Source organism: Klebsiella michiganensis (genome assembly GCF_002925905.1).
GTDB classification, from domain to species: domain Bacteria; phylum Pseudomonadota; class Gammaproteobacteria; order Enterobacterales; family Enterobacteriaceae; genus Klebsiella; species Klebsiella michiganensis.
This window is the reverse complement of the sequence record NZ_PRDB01000002.1, coordinates 613,122-632,862: the sequence shown is the minus strand read 5'-3', so window position 1 is coordinate 632,862 and position 19,741 is coordinate 613,122. Positions and strand designations below refer to the sequence as shown.

Sequence of the window (19,741 nt, the reverse complement as noted above, 5' to 3'; positions counted from 1 at the left end):
TTTTGTTTGCAGTCCCCCTTCGGGTAACCGCTACTCAAAACAGGCGCTGCGCTCCCGGCACTCGTCGCAGCTTGGCGACCGGCAGATAACTTCTCCCTGCTGCAGCAAACAGCGCTGACGATAAAAGAACTTTTTCCAGCGCATATTGTGTTCGTTCATCGCCACCAGCTGCGGAAAGCAGTCGAGCATCAGCAGGCGCAGTTCGGCGCGCGACGCAAGGCCCAGATCCTGCCAGAGATGGTTAAACGCCAGCGAAACCTCGGCGATAATCTGCGCCATCGGCCCGGCCTCCTGCTGCATCCAGCCCGCCAGCCATGCGCCCAGCTGCTGGCGCTCCTCTTCGCGGGTGGCGTTGAGCTCCGCCATCAGGCGGCGGCGTGTGAGCGTCTCGCCGTCCAGCGGCGTTTCAGCCTCGCCCAACCGCCGGCGCAGCGCCTGCCAGTCGCGCGGGCTAAGACCCATGCGCAGAGGAAAGCTGCCTTGACCCGCGTGGTACAGCAGCCATAAGCGCCGCAGCCATTCGAGCGGCGGCATCAGGCGACCCCCTTATGCGGCAACGCGGCAGGCCAGCTCCCCCGACGCTGTTGCCACCACGCTGGCAGCACTTCGGAGACCGGCCGCCATGCGCCGTCAACGCACGGTTCAATGCCTTCCTGTTCCAGCATTTGCCACGGCGTATGGCCGATACGCACGCAGAATACGGCTTTAACGTCCGCCAGCAGTTCGAGGATCGCCGCGAACCGGGCCGCGTTATCCTGCGGCTCGCACTCTTCGCGCCCCTGACAATATTTGGGCGTAAACCGTTCGTTGACCAGCACCATGCCGGCGGCCGAGAGGCTGTAGATAGAGAACCGGTCGGTGTGGCCAAAGTGGCAATCAATCACGTCCCCGCGGCTTGACGCCACGGCGACCAGGCAGGCGTCATCGGCTTCAGATTCGCCGCGGGTCGCAATGCTGGCATGCAGCTGCGCGCGCTGGTGGAGGATCGGCAGCCAGGCCGGGAGGCTCTCCGGGGCCGGAAGCTGGGTAAACTGTTGGCTGCGGTCTTCGCCAAGCATCCCGATGGCGTCGGCGCGGCACTGGTGGCAGTGGGTCATCTGCGGCATCACTTCTCCGCACCGGCTGCGGGTGGCGGCGAGCGTCTCTGCGTCCGGCTCCGGCTGGCCGTTGAGGCCAAACACCGTGCCGTGCTCCGGCCTGGCGATCAGCGGCATAATATTATGGATAAACGCGCCGCTGGCCCGCAGCGCGCGGCTCACGTCGGCCATGCCGCTATCGTTGATGCCGGGGATCAGCACCGAATTTATTTTCACCAGCACGCCCTGGGCGGTCAGCCTGCGCACGCCCTCCAGCTGACGGGCAATCAGAATCTCTCCCGCTTCGCATCCGCTGTAGCGCTCGCCGTCCAGCCATAGCCAGGCGTAGATTTGCGCGGCAATCTCCGCGTCGAGGGTGTTAATGGTGACCGTGACGTGGTCAACGCCGACATCCAGCAGGCGGTCCACCGCGTCTGGCAGCATCAGTCCGTTGGTCGACAGGCATAATTTCAGGTCCGGCAGCTGTTCGCGGATCAGCGCCAGGGTGCGAAAGGTGCGGGCGATATTGGCGAGCGGATCGCCGGGCCCGGCGATGCCCACCACCGAAAGCTGCGGGATCGCCTGCGCGACCTGACGCACTTTCACGACCGCCTGTTCAGGCGTCAGCAGCGTTGACGATACCCCGGGGCGGGACTCGTTGCTGCAATCGAATTTGCGATTACAGTAGTTGCACTGCAAATTGCAGGCGGGCGCGACGGGCAGATGCATCCGCGCGAAACGGTGATGCCCATTGCGAGAGTAGCAGGGGTGCGCGGCAGCTTTATCGGCCACAAGCGGCGTCAGGGCGCTGTCATCCGCCGGGCGGCAGGATTTGCCGCCAGAAAAAGAGGAGCAGGAAGTCATGGTCGTACCTTCGTGGTTGGGCGATACCTTCCTGCTGCAAATGCTATACCAGAGGGGTTTTTTGCAATGCTATGAAAAATAAACGCTTTAGCTGACAGCCGGCCAGGTAAAATTGTCGCAATTCCGCCGCGCTGGCGACAATGTCCTGAATCTCACATAACGCTTCACAGTCGCGGCATGGTGATATCCATGATCTGAATGCGATACGCCACCTGACGCGGCGTCATCCCGAGCAGCCGCGCCGCTTTGGCCTGCACCCAGCCCGCTTTTTCCAGGGCGGCAATCAGCCGCTGGCGCTCGTCGAGGCTGTTGTCGAGCCAGCCATCTTCCGTCTGGCCGCCGTTGGGCAGCGCTTTCGGCGGGTTATCGCGATGGTTGAACAGAATCACGTCCCGGTCGATCAGGCCGCTTTCCGACATCACCGCCGAACGTTCGAGACAGTTTTCCAGTTCGCGGACGTTTCCCGGCCAGCTGTACTCCATCAGCAGGCGAATTGCCCCATCGCTGATGCGCAGCGTTCGCCCCTGGCTGTGGGCGATTTTTCGTACCAGGAAATGCGCCAGTTCGGCGATATCCTCCTGGCGCTCGCGCAGCGGCGGCAGCGCGATAGGCATCACGTTCAGGCGGTAGTAAAGGTCTTCGCGGAAATGCCCCAGCCGTACCTCCTCTTCCAGGTGGCGGTTGGTCGCCGCGATGATGCGTACGTTGACGCGCAGGGTTTCATCGCCGCCGACGCGCTCCATCTCTCCTTCTTGCAGAATTCGCAGCAGCTTGGCCTGAAACGAGGCGCTGCTTTCGCCGATCTCATCGAGGAATAAGGTGCCGCCGTCCGCCAGCTCAAAGCGGCCTTTCCGCTGGCGCACCGCGCCGGTAAACGCGCCTTTCTCATGGCCGAACAGCTCGCTCTCCAGCAGATTGTCCGGCAGCGCCGCGCAGTTAAATTTGACGAATGCGGCGGCGGCGCGCGGGGAATTATGATGAATGGCGTTGGCGATCAGCTCTTTCCCGGTGCCGCTCTCGCCGCGTACCAGCACCGTGGTATCCCAGCGGGAGACCTGACGGATAATGTCCATAATCTGCCGCATCGCCGGGCTTTTGCCGACCATATTCTCCAGGCCGAAACCGCGCGAAGGGGTACACGCCCGCGGGCGCTCTATTCTGGGGCTCTGCTGCGGCGGCTGCGCGGCGGAGGTAGGCAGGATCATCAGGCGAATCGTCTGGGCGATCAGATTGGCGACGGTTTCGAGAAAGCGCGTGCAGGCGGGCAGCCGCTCTTCCTGACGCGCCATCGGCTGCGCCGCCAGTACGCCGATGGGCCGGGAATGGGGGCCCATTAGCGGAACGGCGATAAACGGCAGGTCGTAGTCGTACAGGCTCAGACGATCGAGAAAGCGTTGGTCATCGGCGACGCGCGGCAGCACCAGCGACTGGCCCTGCGCCAGTACGGTACCGACCAGTCCTTCCCCCGGCCGGTAGCGAATTTGCGTACTGCCGGGCAGCGTCTGGTTTTCCGTTTGCTGCAGTGCTTCGATGCTCAGGATCTCCTGCTGGCTGTCGTACAGGCAAATCATCCCGTGCTGCATAAACGCATCGTTATGTAAAACGCTCAGCACCTCCTGCAGGGTTTTGCTCGCTTCGGTAGCGCGGCTCAGCACCACGCTTATCCGCTGCATGGCGGTAAACTGTTGGGAGAGATCGAAGCGCCTGACGGTAGTGTCCGAATCGGATTTATGGATCATTGCTCACCTCCGGTCAGGGTATCAAAGAGCGGGAATCGCAGAACGAGGCTGGTGCCTCCCTGCGGGCGCGAAGCCAGTTCAATCGCGCCGCGGTGGTAGGCGACCAGCGTTTGGATCAGCCGCAGCTCCATCCCTTTGCCGGGAGAGTTTAAGGCATCGGGGGAGTGGGCGTAGCGCACCTGCAGCAGCGGGACATTGTCGTTGAGATACAGCGAGAGCCAGCCCTCGTCCTCTTCGGCATAAAGCTCGATCTCCAGCGGTACGGAGGGCAGCTCGGCGGCGAGGGCCAGCGTCCGATCGAGCCATAAACTTAAGCAGGCCAGCATCTGGGTACGCTGGCCGAAGCCGACCAGATGCGGTGATGCCATGTCCACCTGCAGCCGCGCGCGATCGTCAAAGCGGGTGCGGTAGAGGGCGTACAGGTCGTCAAAGAAGGGCTGAAGCGGCCAGACGGCGCTGCTTTCCAGCTCGAGAGAAGGGCGGCAGCGCTGCAGTCGCGCCATGGCCTCTTCGCCTTCGCGCCACGCCGCGTCCAGCGCCACGTTGCCGCTGCCTTCGCCGTTCAGCCGACGGGCCGCCGCCAGCATATTGATCGGGCAATTAAGCTGAATCAGCGCCGCGTCCAGCGACTCGCGAATGGCGGCCAGCAGCTTTCCGGCGGTCATCTGCTGCTTCAGACGGTCGAGACGGCCCTGCTCCTGCTGCTGGCGCTGCTGGGTGCAGTCGGCGATCACCACCAGCGTGCGCGCCGGGGCGCTGTCGACAAAATAGCGGCTGGCTTCTTCGCTTACGCCGGGCAGCCCCCAGCAGGTCACCGACAGCCAGCGCACCGCGCCGCGAACCACTACCGGCAGGATTTGCTCCGCGCCGGGCCCCATTTTGCGCGGTGAAATCTGGAGCTCGACCAGCAGCTCTTTTCCGCCGCAGTCCGCGCAGTACGTTTTATAGGCGAGATTATCCATCACCACCCGATCCTGCTCATCCACCACGACCACGGCGGCGGGGATGTTGTTGAGCACCGCCTCCATCAGCGTCATATGATTGCGCAGTCGCTGTTCCAGGGTATAGCTGACGCTGATGTCCCGCTGCATCGCCAGATAATGCTCCAGCTCGCCCTGGGGATTCAGCACCGGCGTGATGTCGATATCCACCAGATACAGGCCGCCGTCGCGGCGCTGATTAATCAGCTGGCCGCGCCACGGCTGGCGCTGAAGCAGGGTTTGCCACATCTGCTGGTAGATTTCTCGCGGCGTCTGGCTGCTGGCCAGCAGGCGCGGGTTTTGATTGAGCAGTTGCGCCAGCGAATATCCGCTCTGGCGGCAAAACGCCGGGTTGGCGTAGATAATATTCGCCCGGGCGTCGGTGAGGGAAATGGCTACCGATGCCTGTTCGACCATCGTAAAAAATAGCCCCGGATGTTGTTGAGTCAGCGCACCGGCAATCGCCTCGGGTACGGCGTTATCGAGCATCATATTCAGGGTCATCGCAAACTCCTGTGTCGCAGTTATGACAATTTGTCCGACACCGTGACGAGAACGCCGCGGCGTTTGTCGAATCTCGATAACCATGCAAAGCGTGCGCCCTTATCGGCGTGATAAGCAGAAACATTGATCCGGTAGGGGAAAACCCAGCGCTTTTTTCATTTTAAGCGGCCCGCCGGCCCCGCTGCGGGCGGCGGGCGGGCGCGGAAGCGATCGTTTTGGGGCAGGGGTGAGCCGCGATAGTGCAAAGAAACCTGGCACAACCTTCGCAATACCTCTGCGAGAACGCGTGTTTTTAACCCCCTTTCCGACAGGAGCGCAATATGGCGAACATTGGTATTTTCTTTGGCACCGATACCGGTAAAACCCGCAAAATCGCGAAAATGATCCACAAACAGCTGGGCGAGCTGGCGGATGCCCCGGTCAACATTAACCGCACGACGCTGGACGACTTTATGGCCTATCCGGTGCTGCTGCTGGGCACGCCGACGCTCGGCGACGGCCAGCTGCCGGGGCTTGAGGCCGGATGCGAAGGCGAATCATGGAGCGAATTCATCAGCGGCCTCGACGACGCCAGCCTGAGCGGGAAAACCGTGGCGCTGTTCGGCCTCGGCGACCAGAAAGGCTACCCGGACAACTTCGTTAGCGGGATGCGTCCGCTGTACGACGCTCTGCGCGCGCGCGGCGCGCAGATAATCGGCAGCTGGCCAAATGAGGGCTATGAATTCAGCGCCTCTGCGGCGCTGGAAGGCGAACGCTTTATTGGGCTGGTGCTGGATCAGGATAACCAGTTCGACCAGACCGAAGCGCGTCTGGCGAGCTGGCTTGAGGAAATTAAACGCGCGGTGCTGTAGGCGTTAACGGGTAGCCGCGAGGCTACCCGCACAGGCCCGGCTGACGGGAAATCGTTTGTTCCAGCCACTGGCGCTGATGGCGCTGCTGGCTCTGCTGCCAAAGATAATCGCGCGCGCTCTCCAGCGCCTGCTGCGGCTCCATGGGCGCGGCGGGACGAATTGCTTCACACCATAAAAGATGCCACCCCAGTTCGCTGGCGACGGGGAGGCTCAGGGCGTTTTCCGCCAGTGAAAACAGCGCGGTCTCGAGTTGGGGATAGAGCAGCCCGCGGCTAATCCAGCCCAGACGGCCCTCTTCCAGGGCGCTTGGGCAGTGGGAATGACGGCGAGCCAGCGGAGCAAACGCGTCCCGGGAGGCGTTGATTTGCCGATACAGGCCGAGGATCCGCTGGTGTACGGCTTCGCGGTCGCCATCGACCGTCAGCAGCAGGTGGCGGGTCAGACGCTGCTCCGGGCGCATAAACTGCGTCTGGTGGCGCAGGTACCAGGCCTGCACCGTGGAGAGATCCGGCTGCGGCGCCTGGCGGGCGATATCGGTAAAGCCGACCTCCAGTCGGGCGTGATGCAGCACGATGGCTGCGCGCTCCGGCGGCGTAAATTCCCCCTCGTCGAGCCAGACGGCAAGGGAGGCGGCGATATTCTCCAGCAGCGCCGCCGGAATATCGCTTTCCGGGACCCGCGCGACGATCGCCTGCTCCATGCGGCACTGACGTTGCCAGGCCTGTTCAAAAGCCTGCGTATCGTCCGGCTCCAGGGCCGTCGGGTCGCTATTCCAGCGGCTGCGCGCCAGCCGCTGCCGGGCAAAACGTTGCCATGGGTTCATTCTTCTCTCTCCTCTATAAGGGTGATGGCCCGCGCCGGAACCCTGAACCAGCGGCCGCTAAAGTCCACGGTGTAGCTGTCGCCGGTCTCTCCGCGATCGGTCGCCTCGATGCGTCCCCGCTGGCCGACGGCCACGACGACTTCGCCGTTGACCGCGAGCGCCATCTGGCAGGCGACGTTATCACCGTATTGCAAGTTTCCGGCCAGCCACGGCTGGGTGATGGGGATCAGCTCCTGTTCGCGGCAGCCGATGATCCGATCGCTCTCCGGAAAGTGGATCTGGTAGATAATTTGATCCTGCAAAAAAACGCCCCAGTCGCGCACAAAGCCGGTGCTGCCGCGCCTGACCAGCAGCGCGCCGGGGGCAAAGCCCGCCACGGTGCCGTCGTTACGAATCGCGCGTACGACGCGGACCTCTTCGCTAAAGGTGAATTTCGGTCTCATGTTCCGCTCTCCTGAAACTGTTGCTGATAGCTCTCTGCGAGCAGTCGTCGCGCCAGCAGCCAGTGAGCGCGGGCGTTTTCCTCCAGCCGGTTTTGCAGCGGCACCTCGGCGCGCAGTTTGCGGTGAAAGGTTGCCAGCACTGGCAGGCAGCAGCGGCCAAGCAGCTCGGGCTGGTAGGGGACGGCGAAAAACTGGAAAAAGGATTCGGCGGAGCGAAGTTCGTCCACGCCGGGAATTTGATAAAACCACTCCATCATTACCCCCTCGCCCGCAGGGCGGATTCACCGCACAGCTCGTCGTAGATAGCCACCAGCTCATAATCTTTCGGGCTGCGCTTCCAGTTCTCGGCGAAGCGGCGGATGGCGGGCAGCAGCTGGTTAATTTGCGCGGCGTTAAGGTGATAGCCCATCTGGTCAAATACGCCGTTGACCGCCTGACGCCCGGAGTGTTTACCCAGCACCAGCCGGTAGCTGCGGCCCATCAGGGAAGGGGCGATCGACTGATAGCTCTCGCTGTCGCGCAGCAGCGCCGCCACGTGGACCCCTGATTCATGGGTAAACACCAGCTCGCCGACCAGCGGCTGCTGCGGGTCGATGGCGCGCTGGGCGGCTTCGGCGACCCTCTGACAGAGCGCGGGCAGCGCTGGAAAATGCACGCCGGTCTTCACGCCGAGGCAGCGCTCCAGGCCCAGCGCGACGGTTTCCAGCGCCGCGTTGCCCGCCCGCTCGCCGAGGCCGAGGATCGTCGTATTCACGCTGGTGGCCCCGGCGCTTACCGCCGCCAGCGTATTGGCGGTGGCCATACCCAGGTCGTTGTGGGCGTGCATTTCGATTTCCCCGGCCCAGACTTCGCGCAGGGCCGAGATTTGCGCCGCGGTGGTGAGGGGATCGAGCAGGCCGACCGTATCGGCATAGCGCAGGCGGGCGGCGCCGCACTGCTGCGCGACCTCGGCGATAGCGCGCAGGGCCTGGCCCCCGGCGCGCGAGGCGTCCTCGCAGCCGATGCATACCTGCAGACCGAGCGTATGCGCAAGGTGGATAAACATCGCCAGCCGCTCCAGCAGCACCGTTAGCGGCTCGCGCAGTTTGTACTGCCGCAGCTTATCTGAAGCCGGAATCGAAATATCCACCCAGTCAACGCCCAGATCGGCGCTCTGGCGGATTTCCAGCGCGTTCATCCGGCACCAGGTCATCAGCGTCGCGTCGGGCAGCTGGCGACGCACCAGCTGGATCCGCGCGATCTCCTCGTCCCCCATCGCCGGGGTGCCGACCTCCATCGCCGTAATCCCTGCGGCATAAAGCGCCTCGGCAATGGCGACCTTTTCGCTGGTGCGAAAGGCGACGCCGGGGCTCTGTTCGCCGTCGCGCAGGGTGGTATCGTTAATCAGCACGCGTCCCATCAGCCACCTCCGCCTTAGCCGTAAACCGGCGTGAAGACGGCGTCCGCCGGGCGCGGCTTGCCGTTGTGCCAGTAGGGCGACAGCGCGCGCAGTCGGTCGATAATCGGCGGCAGCGCGGTGACGACGTAATCGATCTCTTTCTCCCGGGTGTAGCGCGAGAGGGAAAAGCGGATGGTGCCGTGGGCGGCGGTATAGGGGATATTCATCGCCCGCATCACGTGGGAGGGTTCCAGCGAGCCTGACGTGCAGGCGCTGCCGCTGGAGGCGGCGATCCCGGCCTGGTTGAGCAGCAGCAGAATGGCCTCACCCTCAATAAACTCAAAGGCCAGATTCGCCGTGCCGGGCACCCGCGGCTGGCTACCGCCCATCACCATGACCGACGGCACGCAGGCCAGCAGGCGATGCTCCAGCCTGTCGCGCAGCTGGCCGATATGCGCCATTCCCGGCAGATGAATATTCGCCAGCTCGCAGGCCGCGCCCATGCCGACGATTCCGCAGATATTTTCCGTCCCGGCGCGCCGACCGTACTCCTGATGACCGCCGCGCAGCAGCGGGCGAAAGCGCGTTCCCCGGCGCAGATAGAGGCAGCCTACGCCTTTTGGTCCGTGAAACTTATGCGCCGAGCAGGAGAGCATGTCGATGCGGGTCTCGCCCACGGCAATCGGCATTTTGCCCACCACCTGTACCGCATCGCAGTGAAACAGCGCCCCTTGTTCATGGGCCAGCTCCGCCATTTCGGCGATCGGGAAAAGCACCCCGGTTTCGTTATTCGCCCACATCACGCTGACCAGCGCGACGCGCGGGCTGAGCGCGGCGCGGAACTGCGCCATGTCCAGCGCTCCCTCGCTATCCACCGCGATGCGATGGATCTGGTAGCCCTGGCGCTCCAGGTGCTCGCAGGCCGCCAGCGTCGCCGGATGTTCGACCGCGCTGGTGATAATTTCGCGCCGCTCCGGCAGCAGGGCGATGGCCGAGGCGATGGCGGTGGCGGTAGCTTCGGTGGCGCAGGAGGTAAAGATGATCTCGCTGGGATACTCCGCGCCCAGCAGCGCCGCAGCCTGTTGATGCGCGCGCTCCAGAGCCGCCTGGGCCGGTATGCCAAAATCGTGTATCGACGAGGGGTTGCCGTAAAAGTCGGTCAAAAAGGGCATCATCGCTTCCAGAACCATTGGGTCCAGACGGGTGGTGGCGTTGTTATCGAGATAAACCTGTTTCATCTTGTCCCCCTAGGGTCAGTTAACCGCGGCTCAGGCCGCCACCACTTCCATATAACAGCCGGTACGTTCCATCAGTTTTTGCTGCAGCCAGGCCAGGGTCATATCGGTCATCATGCAGCCGCTACAGCTGCCGGAGAGGCTGACGGTCACCTGGTGGTTGGCGACGCTGAGCAGCGACATATCGCCGCCGTCGGCCTGAATATGCGGGCGCAGTTCAGCGATGGTCTCGACGACGCTCTGCCAGTGCGGATCTTTGCCGCTGGCCGCAGCGGGCGGCGTCTGCGGCGGCTGCGCGAGGATCTCCGCCAGCGCCAGCTCGATTTTTTCGTGGCAGGCGGTGCAGCCGCCGCCCGCTTTGGTGTAGTTGATCACCTCTTCAAGGGTGGTCAGGCCGTTGTTCTGCACCGCGCGGCGAATGTGTCCTTCATCGACGCCGAAGCATTTGCAGATCAGCTTGCCCTCCTCATGCTCCTCCTCCAGGCTTTCGCCGCGAAAGTTGGCGATAGCCGCGCGCAGGGCCTCCTGGCCCATCACCGAGCAGTGCATTTTCTCCGGCGGTAGCCCGTCGAGATAATCGGCAATCTGCTGATTGGTTATCTGCCCGGCTTCGGCCAGGGTATGGCCGATAATCAGCTCCGTCAGCGCGGAGGAGGAGGCGATGGCGCTGCCGCAGCCGAAGGTCTGGAAGCCCGCTTCCTGGATAATTTCGCTTTGCGGGTCAACGCGCAGCATCAGGCGCAGCGCGTCGCCGCAGCTTAATGACCCCACATCGCCTACCGCGTTGGCGTTGTCCACCACGCGCGCGTTGCGGGGATTAAAAAAATGGTCTTTCACTTTCTCGGAGTAATTCCACATGCTGTCAGCTCCAGGGATGATGACGGAAAACGCCGGGGCGCGGTTCACCGCAGGAGTGCGGTGGCGTTAACGAACTAGCAAATGCGATACCAGAGAATAAAATGCAATATTTTCAATTTGTTATATTTTGCCCTGACAAGACGCGCCCGACAGTGTCGGGATGTTTTGTGGGCTTTGTCACACAAACGACACGGCTAGCGGCGCGGGTCCGGTTCCTCATGCCACTCCTGTTCCTGCAGCAGACGGGTAAAGCGCTCCGGGTCGCGCTGGCGCGCATTTTTGCGCTGACCTTTGTCGTACCAGTAAAGCTGGATCTCCTGCAGTAAGCCGACGATGGTGGTATCGGCGGGAACGCGTTCGGCGCGGACGCCGACCTGCAACAGCTGACGAAAAACCGCGTCGCCAATCGCCACGCAGAACAGCGTGACGCAATCCTCAAGGGCGTGGATCCGCCTGGCGATCTTCTCCGTCTGGTGGCCGTTCTCAACGGAGAAATCAACCACCCGGATCAGGGTGACCCGATCCGCCTTGACGCCGTATACCACCAGCCGCGGCGTGGCGCCAAAATGCTGATCGACATGACGATAGTCGGAACTGGCGAAGGCGACCTTCATAGACCACTCATCGGAGTGGACCATATCAAACTGACGGTTAATCGGCGGCATAGGCGCCTCCTGTGGAGAGTGAAGATTCGGTGTTCTGGCGAAGCGGCGATCGGTAGCGGGCGAGGTGGTGATGGCGCTCGCGCATCAGGTTTGCCAGCTCGAACAGCGTATCGCGCATTCCGCAGTACCCCTGACGCACCCGGCGGAATTCACCGAGCTTGTCAAAGATCGGAAAACCCGCGCGCACCAGCGGCAGCGCAAACTGCTCCGCCAGGTCGCAGGCGTGGGAGTTGGCCACCAGCAGGTCGGCGGGTTGGGCGCACAGCAGCGTTTGCAGATCCTCCAGATCTCCCGGCACCACGCGTTCCACCGGCAGCTGGCGCAGGCTGGGATGGCCGGTAGGGGCCACCAGCGGGCCGGGCTGCATCCCCTGGCTGTTGGCGAAATCACACCACGCCGCCAGCAGATCGCCTTCCGCCGCTATCGCCATGCGCTGGCCCTGAAGCCACATATGACAGTCGATCATCGCATCCTGCAGCTGGCCGCGCTGGCGCTCCAGCCACGCGGGAACGGCGCGTCCGGAAATTTTCGCCAGTTGATGAATAAAAGCGTCGCAGCGATCGAGGGTCATCAGGTGCGGCAGGGCGATAACCTCGCCCCGGCAGCGCGGGGTCAGCAGCGATGACGCGCGGTGGAGGGAGACGCCAATGGCGAAGCTGCACAGGCTTTGTCCCATCTGTTCTATCTGGCGCAGCGGCGTCCCGCCCTGGGTCAGCGGCGAGAAATCGCCTTGCGCCAGGTGCCCATCCATCGATTGCGCCAGGTCCGGCAGGATTATCGGCTGCAGACCAAAGGCTTCGACGCATCGGCGCAGCCACTCGATATCGCCCGGCGAGCAGAGGTGGCTGACCAGCAGGTTGACCCGGCGATTGCGCTGAGCCGGGCGCGGCGTCGGCGCAACCCACTGCTCAATGACGCTCTCGAGCACCGCGCTGAAGCCGTTTTCCATGGAACCATAAAAATCCGGCGTGTTAACGGTTAATATCGCCACGCCCTTGTGCCGGGAATACTCTTCGCGAAACTGGCGAACCACGCGGGAAATGTCGCTGCCCTGAGCCTCAGACAGCCCGGTACTGAGCAGCACGATAGCCTGCGGCGCGTTGCGCTGGCAGAGGGTATCCAGGGCGGTGAAAATATTGCCGTCCGCGCCCATAATCGTCGAGGTGGGGTCCATCGCCGTCGACTGCAGGGGAACCGGGTCGTGGAAGTGTTGAATAAAAAAGACTTTGGCGAAGGCGCTGCATCCCTGCGCGCCGTGGACCAGAGGGATACTGTGTTCGATCCCGAGGCTGGCGAGGATTGCGCCGAGCGGCTGGCCGGTCTTGATCGGGCTGACCGCCAGCGGTTTATCGGTGCGGAAAATGTCTGCCATGGTGAACTCCTTAGTGCCACGGGGCGCGGGCATGGGTTTGCGGCCAGATGGGACTGTCGATGGTCTGACACAGCTGGCGGGCGAGGGTGACGATCCCCTTGTAGCCGGCAAAGGCGTGTTCGCGCTCCTGATTGATATCGAGAAACGGCAGCCTGGCTTTATAGGCGGTGTACATATTGCGTCCGCCGGCAATCATCAGGTCGGCCTGATAGCGATAGACCACATCCAGCAGCGTGCGGGCGTTGCCCTCTTCCAGCATTACCGCCTCTTCGCCCATCAGCTCGCGGATCCGCTGTTTATCCTCTTCGGTGGATTTACGCGTACCGGTTGCCACCACGGTCATGCCCAAATCCTGCAGCGCCGAGACCACCGACCAGGATTTCACCCCGCCGGTATAGAGCAGCGCTTTGCGGCCGCGCAGCCGTTCGCGCCACGGCTGTAGCGCCAGTTCCGCCGCCTGTTCCTCCCGCGCAATCAGCGCTTCGGTGCGCTGGCTAAGGTCGTCGTCGCCCAGCAGCGCCGCCAGCTGGCGCAGGGCGTCGGAGGTGGCGCGGATCCCGTAGAAGCTGCCTTCGAACCACGGCGTGCCGTAGCGCAGCTCCAGGGCTCTGGCGACGTTAATTAGCGCCCGCGAGCAGACCAGCATATTGGCCTGCGCCCGATGCATGGTCTGGATCTCGGCGAAACGGCCATCGCCGGAGAGGCTGCCGAGTACGCGGATCCCCAGCTCGTCGAGCAGCGGCTGAATATGCCAGAACTCGCCGGCAATATTGAATTCGCCAATCAGGCCAATATCGTGACGCTGCTCCGGGGCAAAGGGCGTGCTCTCCGGCCAGGGCGCGGGCTCGCGCTGACCGATTACCCGTTTCACCATGACCTCGCCGGCCAGCCGGTTACCGAGATTTTTACTGCCGTAGAAACCGGCGGCGTCAATGGCGATAACCGGTACGCCGGTGGCGGTCTGCGCGGCCTGGCATACCGCTTCGAGGTCATCGCCCTCCATGGCCGGTACGCAGGTGTTGTAGATAAAGACCGCCGCCGGATGATAGCGGGTGACGATATGGCGCACGGCGTGAAACAGGCGGCGTTCGCCGCGGCCCATAATCACGTCCTGTTCGTTGAGATCGGTGGTGAACCCGAGCCGATTAAGGGTGGGGCCGGAGCTGGCGCTGCCGCGGTTATCCCATGAGCTTCCGGCGCAGCCGATCGGGCCGTGGACCAGATGCGCCACGTCGGCGATGGGCAGCAGGGTTATCTGCGCGCCGTCGAACGCGCAGCCGCCGGCGGTGGCGCCGGGTTTGGGCGCGCTGCAGCCGGATTTTTGTTTATGGTTGTGTTCACAAGCCGGTTCATCCAGCAGCGCCAGAATTTCATTTCCCTTCATAGTGACCTCGTTGACGGTGGGGGATGAGGGGGAAGATGCAATTCGCGCTCCATAAGCGGTGCCTTGATATTTAAAGAAAAAGGGTTGTTGGCTTTGCGACAAAGCCAACAATCGGACAAGGGATTGACGGCATGTAATGCTTTACGACCTATCGCGCTGGCATGGCTATTTGTTGCTGGAAGGCTGGCAGCGAGGGGGGGAGGCGCATCAAGAAGCCCGGAACAACCGTGAACGGAATATTCCCCTGAACGGAATAATGCCTGACCCTCACGCGGGAAGAGCGTCCATACGCAAAAAAAAGCCCGCGGGGTCAGCGGGCAACAAGCACAAAACAGGGATTAAAAAACGCGTTCTTCCAGAGGATTATCCCGGTTAAGCCGCTTCGCCAGCCACGGCGGCAAACGGCCGGCCAGCAGCGTATTGATCGCCTCGCACTGCGCATGAATCGTCGTCCCGGGCTGCGCTTTCATCGGGTGGATGCGATGGCGGATCAGCCGCGCGGCGGCGGGCCCGCCGATCTCCTGGCAAAACAGCAGCTGACAGTCCTCAATAAGCCGGGCGCGCACTTCGTTGGCCTCCTGCTGGTGGGCGGCGGAGGGATAGCGGCGCAGATCGTGCAGCCAGCCGCCTTGCTCATCGAACGCGTAGATAAAAAACAGTCGTCCCTGGCCGAAATGGCCGTTAATCACCAGCCCATCCTGGGAGCAAAATGCCGCCAGCAGCTGCGGCGTGCGCTGGGCAGGGCGAACGATGCGTAAATGGGCGGGCAGCGCGCCCTGCAGGCTCGCCATCACCCGCGACCAGCGTGCGGGGGACATCACCGCCGTCGCGGAGGGAAAGCTGGCGGCCAGCTGCGGCTGGGTCAGGGTCGCCAGACGCGCTGGCGTCAGCGTCTCGCCGCTCTCCTGCGCCAGCCAGTCGACGATTTGCGCCGGCTGCAGGTCCGGCAGGGACTGAAACAGCGCCAGCATACGCCAGAATAGGGTATCGTTGTCGGGCATCACCAGCTCCTTATATCAAGGTATTGCGCGTCGCGCGCAGGCTTATCGGAAAGACGGGACGCCCCGGCTGCGGATGCACGTAGTAGCGGCGTCCCCCCTCCAGCGAAATCGCGCCGCCCCAGCGTTCAGCGTCGTTATGCTCAATCTGGATCACTCGCGCTTCCAGATCCTGTTTCGCGATATAGGCGTACAGGTCCGCGCCGCGCTCACGGAAAATCACGATGGGCATACTCCCTCCTGGCCCCGCATGACGCGGGGCACCTGATGGTTAACGGACGAGATCGAAGCTGTAATCGGTTTTGCCCAGCTGGCTGGTATCGCTATCCAGTTTCTCCAGCACGGCGTTCACCAGCGTCGTCACAATGTTCATCGCCCCTTCATAACCCCAGGTTGTCTGGCGGTGCAGATGGTGGCGGTCGAACAGCGGAAAGCCGAGGCGGATAAGCGGCACTTCAAAGGCTTTGCCCTTCGCCAGGGTATCGCGCTGGATAAATTTGCCGTAGGAGTTGCCGATCATAAAGTCCGGCTGACGGGTGAACATCAGCGAACGGAAGTGCCACAAATCGCAGTTGATAAACACTTCGCTATCGCGCCCGTACGGCGAGGCATCGAGCATTTTCTTCATCGCTTTTTGCCAGCGTTTGTTGGCGTTATGGCTCAGGATCACCGTCGGCTCGCAGCCCAGCTCCAGCAGGAAGCGGGTGAGGCCCATCACGAAGTCCGGATCGCCGTACAGGCCAAACTTCTTGCCGTGCAGCCAGGTGTGGGAATCGAGCATCATGTCAACCAGCCGGCCGCGCTCAAGGGTGAGGGCGTCGGCAATTGGCTTGCCGCTAAGCTGGCTGACGGTCATCAGCAGTTCATCGGTGGCGGCCAGCCCCAGCGGAATGGCGACCTCGGTGGCGGGTTGGTTCCACATCTCCTGCACCACTTTTTTGCTCTTCAGCAGCTGCCACGGCTGCAGGAGTAGCGTATCGATGGCGTCAGGGGCCTCTTTCATCTCCTGCTGCGTGGTGCCGCCGGAATACATCCGGTAGTGGCCGTCGGCGGGCGTGTCGAGTACTTCCGACGGATCGGAGAGCAGGCTGCACGGTACCGCCATCTGTTCCATCATCCGCTTTAATACGCGGAAGTTGCCGAGATAGGTTTCAAAGCCGGTCACCAGATTGAGCTTCGGCAGTTTGCCCGGCTGCCCCTGATAGTCCGCGGTAAAGGTTTTGGCGAAGCCTTCAAACATGTTATCCCAGCCGGTGACGTGGCTGCCGATAAAGCTTGGCGTATGGGCGTGGGGCACGGCGATGCTGCTGTCGACGAAGCCATCTTTTTTAGCGTTGGCGATAAACGCCTGCAGGTCATCGCCGATAACTTCCGCCATGCAGGTGGTGGACACCGCAATGATCTCCGGTTTGTACAGCGCGCTGGCGTTCTGCAGGCCCAGATTCATATTGTTGTTGCCGCCGAAGACCGCCGCGTCTTCGGTCATCGAGTCGGAGACGCAGGCGATCGGCTCTTTGAAATGGCGGTTAAAATAGGTGCGAAAGTAGGCCACGCACCCCTGAGAGCCGTGCACGTACGGCAGGGTGTTGGCAAATCCCAGCGAGCAAAGCACCGCACCAAGCGGCTGGCAGGCTTTCGCCGGGTCAACGGTCAGCGCCTCGCGCTGGAAGTTCAGCGCTTCATACTCGGCGGTGGTGGTCCAGGCAAAGACCTCCTGCACGCGCTGCGCATCGTGCGCCTCTTCCAGCTGCCGCTTATTGCGAAACAGCTCCTGGTATTCATCCTGTTCGAATAGCGGATAACAGCTATTAATTTTATCAATCGTTTGGCTCATGGTGTTCTCCTCCCGCGCCACAAATCGGTGAACAGACGGGACAGTGAGTGGGCAATCACGCAGACTTCAGCCACGGGGCGGTCAGTTCGTTCCACGCCGGGTTGTTCAGGGTCATATCCATATCGCGGGCGAAAATGGCGAAACCATCGTAGCCGTGGTAAGGGCCGGAATAGTCCCACGAGTGCATCTGGCGGAACGGCACGCCCATTTTCTGGAAGATATATTTTTCCTTGATGCCGGAGCCGATAAGGTCGGGCTTCAGCGCCTTGACGAACGCTTCCAGCTCATAGCTGCTGGCGTCATCGAACAGCAGCGTGCCCTCTTTCAGATCCGGCAGGGTGCGGTCGTAGTCATCGTTATGGGCAAACTCGTAGCCGGCGGCGATGATCTCCATCCCGAGATCCTCGTAGGCGCCGATAACGTGGCGTGGCCGCAGGCCGCCCATATAGAGCAGCACCTTACGCCCCTCCAGGCGCGGGCGATATTTGGCGATAATCGCCGCCATCTGCCCCTCATATCTGGCGATCACCGCTTCGGCGTTCGCGCGAATGGTATCGTCGAACTGGTCGGCGATTTTGCGCAGCGATTCGGCGATTTTGGTCGGCCCGAAGAAGTTGTACTCCATCCACGGAATCTGATGTTTCTCCTCCATATGGCGGGCGATATAGTTCATCGAACGGTAACAGTGAACCAGGTTCAGCTTGACGAATGGGGTGTTCTCCATCTCCACCAGCGTGCCGTCGCCGGACCACTGCGCGACCACCCGTAGCCCCATCTCTTCCAGCAGAATGCGCGAGGCCCAGGCGTCGCCGCCGATGTTGTAGTCGCCGATGATCGCCACATCGTAAGGGGTGGTTTCAAACGGCTGTCCTTCGCGATTGTTAAGGATCCAGTCGCGCACCACGTCGTTGGCGATATGGTGCCCCAGCGACTGCGAGACGCCGCGAAAGCCTTCGCAGCGTACCGGGATCACCGGTTTATCCAGCGCTTTGCTGCTGGCGTTGGCCACCGCGCTGATATCATCGCCGATCAGCCCTACCGGGCATTCCGACTGAATGGTGATCCCTTTGGTGAGCGGGAACAGCAGCTCCATCTCTTCAATCAGCTTGCTGAGCTTTTTATCGCCGCCGAAGACGATGTCGCGCTCCTGAAAATCAGAGGTGAAGTTCAGCGTGCCGAAGCTATCGACGCCGCTGACCCCGGTGTAGTAATTGCGTCGTCCGGCGCGGGAATACTGGCCGCAGCCGACCGGCCCGTGCGAGATGTGGGCCATATCCTTGATTGGCCCGAATACCACCCCTTTGGAACCGGCGTAGGCGCAGCCGCGCACGGTCATCACGCCGGGTTGTGATTTGCGGTTAGAGATAATGCACTTGCCGACGCTCTCCATTTGCGGATCGCTGACCATCATGTGCTTTCTGCGCTCTTTTCGCGCGGTTTCCGGGAACACCTCCAGGACTTCCTGGATCAGCGCCAGATTACGTTCGCCCGTTGCGTTGGTCATCATAATTGTCCTGTGCTCAGGCCGCGCTTTCTTCGGCGGCGGTTTTACCAATGATGCTGGTGTCTTCCTCTTCCATGATGCCGAACTCCATCAGCAGCGACTCCAGCTCATCCATGGTGCAGGGCGTCGGCACCACTTTCATGGTGTTGTTGACGATCTTCTGCGCCAGGGTGCGGTATTCGTTGGCCTGCTGGCAGGCGGGGTCATACTCGATCACCGTCATGCGGCGGATCTCCGCGCGCTGCACGATGTTGTCGCGGGGGACAAAGTGGATCATCTGGGTCCCGAGCTTTTCCGCCAGGGCCATAATCAGTTCGTCTTCACGGTCGGTCTGGCGTGAGTTACAGATCAGGCCGCCGAGGCGCACCTTGCCGGATTTAGCGTATTTAACGATCCCTTTGGAGATATTGTTGGCCGCGTACATCGCCATCATTTCGCCGGAGCAGACGATGTAGATCTCCTGGGCTTTGTTTTCGCGGATAGGCATGGCGAAGCCACCGCAGACCACGTCGCCGAGCACGTCATAGAACACGAAATCGAGATCGTCCTCGTAGGCGCCTTCTTCTTCAAGAAAGTTGATCGCCGTGATCACGCCGCGTCCCGCACAGCCGACGCCTGGCTCCGGGCCGCCGGATTCCGCGCAGCGCACGTCGCCGTAGCCAATTTGCAGAACGTCTTCGAGTTCGAGGTCCTCGACCGAGCCGACTTCCGCGGCCATCTCCATAATGGTGTTCTGTGCTTTGGCGTGCAGGATCAGGCGGGTGGAGTCCGCCTTCGGATCGCAGCCGACGATCATCACTTTCTTACCCATCTCCGCCAGCGCGGCGACGAGGTTCTGCGTGGTGGTGGATTTACCGATACCGCCTTTACCGTAAATAGCGCATTGACGCATGGTCATGGTGACTTCTCCTGTTGTTGAGTGTTTGCCAGCAGAGAAGTGCAGGGAACATACCAGCCGTGCCTGTTTATTTATTTATATGATTTTTATGAATTTATTAATTCATTGCCGCGCAGGGCGTAAAACAAAACGGCACAATAAGGCGACCAAATGTGGGAAACAGAACAATTCCGCCTGCCGGGGCCATTGTGGCGGTTTGTCGTCTGTTCAACAGCTTGTCGTCCCCTGTGTCTTGTTCCACGCAATCTCTCGGCGCGCTGCGTTGCCTTTATCTTCATAACGCTTTGAATTCGCGCCAACTATTCTGTCATCCGCGAGCTGGCACAGGCTGTGCT

The 19,741-nt window shown here is 62.0% G+C and carries 19 protein-coding genes; 1 reads left to right on the top strand and 18 read right to left on the bottom strand.

From position 1 onward, the window contains the following. Positions 1-30: 30 nt before the first annotated feature. From CDA56_RS10125 to nifL, 4 genes are all read right to left on the bottom strand, one after another. On the bottom strand, positions 31-534 hold the full coding sequence (locus CDA56_RS10125) for a nitrogen fixation protein NifQ (protein WP_004852408.1): 504 nt from the start codon (positions 532-534) through the stop codon (positions 31-33). Next, a complete protein-coding gene (gene nifB / locus CDA56_RS10120; RefSeq protein ID WP_104011313.1) occupies positions 534-1,940 on the bottom strand; it encodes a nitrogenase cofactor biosynthesis protein NifB in 1,407 nt (468 codons plus the stop codon). Before nifB ends, CDA56_RS10125 begins: the two co-directional genes overlap by 1 nt. A 164-nt stretch (positions 1,941-2,104) precedes the next feature. After that, positions 2,105-3,679, bottom strand: a complete 1,575-nt coding sequence (nifA, locus tag CDA56_RS10115; RefSeq protein WP_009654466.1) for a nif-specific transcriptional activator NifA — start codon at positions 3,677-3,679, stop codon at positions 2,105-2,107. Further along, on the bottom strand, positions 3,676-5,163 hold the full coding sequence (nifL, locus tag CDA56_RS10110; protein WP_104011312.1) for a nitrogen fixation negative regulator NifL: 1,488 nt from the start codon (positions 5,161-5,163) through the stop codon (positions 3,676-3,678). Before nifL ends, nifA begins: the two co-directional genes overlap by 4 nt. A gap of 320 nt (positions 5,164-5,483) precedes the next feature. Between nifL and CDA56_RS10105 the strand changes: the two genes are divergently transcribed. Next, positions 5,484-6,014 carry a flavodoxin gene (locus CDA56_RS10105; RefSeq protein WP_025107735.1) on the top strand — a complete coding sequence of 177 codons (531 nt, stop codon included), beginning with the start codon at positions 5,484-5,486 and terminating at the stop codon, positions 6,012-6,014. Between the two features lie 22 nt (positions 6,015-6,036). Here the strand turns inward: CDA56_RS10105 and nifM are convergent, their stop codons facing one another. The 14 genes from nifM to nifH form a co-directional block, all read right to left on the bottom strand. Continuing rightward, positions 6,037-6,837, bottom strand: a complete 801-nt coding sequence (gene nifM / locus CDA56_RS10100; protein ID WP_046877505.1) for a nitrogen fixation protein NifM — start codon at positions 6,835-6,837, stop codon at positions 6,037-6,039. Further along, positions 6,834-7,280, bottom strand: a complete 447-nt coding sequence (locus tag CDA56_RS10095) for a nitrogen fixation protein NifZ (RefSeq protein ID WP_046877504.1) — start codon at positions 7,278-7,280, stop codon at positions 6,834-6,836. The genes nifM and CDA56_RS10095 overlap by 4 nt, the downstream gene beginning before the upstream one ends. Next, positions 7,277-7,537 carry a nitrogenase-stabilizing/protective protein NifW gene (locus CDA56_RS10090; RefSeq protein WP_014230032.1) on the bottom strand — a complete coding sequence of 87 codons (261 nt, stop codon included), beginning with the start codon at positions 7,535-7,537 and terminating at the stop codon, positions 7,277-7,279. The genes CDA56_RS10095 and CDA56_RS10090 overlap by 4 nt, the downstream gene beginning before the upstream one ends. Continuing rightward, positions 7,537-8,679: a homocitrate synthase gene (nifV, locus tag CDA56_RS10085; RefSeq protein ID WP_104011311.1), complete on the bottom strand. Its 1,143-nt coding sequence runs from the start codon at positions 8,677-8,679 to the stop codon at positions 7,537-7,539. Before nifV ends, CDA56_RS10090 begins: the two co-directional genes overlap by 1 nt. Before the next feature lie 14 nt (positions 8,680-8,693). Then, entirely contained in the window at positions 8,694-9,896 is a 1,203-nt protein-coding gene (gene nifS, locus CDA56_RS10080; protein WP_102803417.1) for a cysteine desulfurase NifS, read from the bottom strand. A gap of 30 nt (positions 9,897-9,926) precedes the next feature. Then, entirely contained in the window at positions 9,927-10,751 is an 825-nt protein-coding gene (gene nifU, locus CDA56_RS10075; RefSeq protein ID WP_014230029.1) for a Fe-S cluster assembly protein NifU, read from the bottom strand. A gap of 194 nt (positions 10,752-10,945) precedes the next feature. Continuing rightward, a complete protein-coding gene (locus tag CDA56_RS10070) occupies positions 10,946-11,416 on the bottom strand; it encodes a NifB/NifX family molybdenum-iron cluster-binding protein (RefSeq protein WP_014230028.1) in 471 nt (156 codons plus the stop codon). After that, positions 11,403-12,788: a nitrogenase iron-molybdenum cofactor biosynthesis protein NifN gene (gene nifN, locus CDA56_RS10065; protein WP_104011310.1), complete on the bottom strand. Its 1,386-nt coding sequence runs from the start codon at positions 12,786-12,788 to the stop codon at positions 11,403-11,405. The genes CDA56_RS10070 and nifN overlap by 14 nt, the downstream gene beginning before the upstream one ends. A 10-nt stretch (positions 12,789-12,798) precedes the next feature. After that, positions 12,799-14,172: a nitrogenase iron-molybdenum cofactor biosynthesis protein NifE gene (nifE, locus tag CDA56_RS10060; RefSeq protein WP_104011309.1), complete on the bottom strand. Its 1,374-nt coding sequence runs from the start codon at positions 14,170-14,172 to the stop codon at positions 12,799-12,801. A gap of 338 nt (positions 14,173-14,510) precedes the next feature. Further along, positions 14,511-15,173, bottom strand: a complete 663-nt coding sequence (locus tag CDA56_RS10055; RefSeq protein WP_104011308.1) for a NifB/NifX family molybdenum-iron cluster-binding protein — start codon at positions 15,171-15,173, stop codon at positions 14,511-14,513. Between the two features lie 10 nt (positions 15,174-15,183). Beyond that, entirely contained in the window at positions 15,184-15,402 is a 219-nt protein-coding gene (nifT, locus tag CDA56_RS10050) for a putative nitrogen fixation protein NifT (RefSeq protein WP_004122392.1), read from the bottom strand. A gap of 39 nt (positions 15,403-15,441) precedes the next feature. After that, the gene (gene nifK / locus CDA56_RS10045) at positions 15,442-17,004 is read right to left on the bottom strand and encodes a nitrogenase molybdenum-iron protein subunit beta (protein WP_004852393.1); all 1,563 of its coding nucleotides are present in this window, start codon (positions 17,002-17,004) and stop codon (positions 15,442-15,444) included. A gap of 55 nt (positions 17,005-17,059) precedes the next feature. Then, complete coding sequence (gene nifD, locus CDA56_RS10040) at positions 17,060-18,508, bottom strand: nitrogenase molybdenum-iron protein alpha chain (RefSeq protein WP_014230022.1); 1,449 nt, start codon at positions 18,506-18,508, stop codon at positions 17,060-17,062. A gap of 16 nt (positions 18,509-18,524) precedes the next feature. Further along, positions 18,525-19,406, bottom strand: coding sequence for a nitrogenase iron protein (gene nifH, locus CDA56_RS10035; RefSeq protein WP_004852391.1), 882 nt, complete (start codon positions 19,404-19,406; stop codon positions 18,525-18,527). Positions 19,407-19,741: the final 335 nt, after the last annotated feature.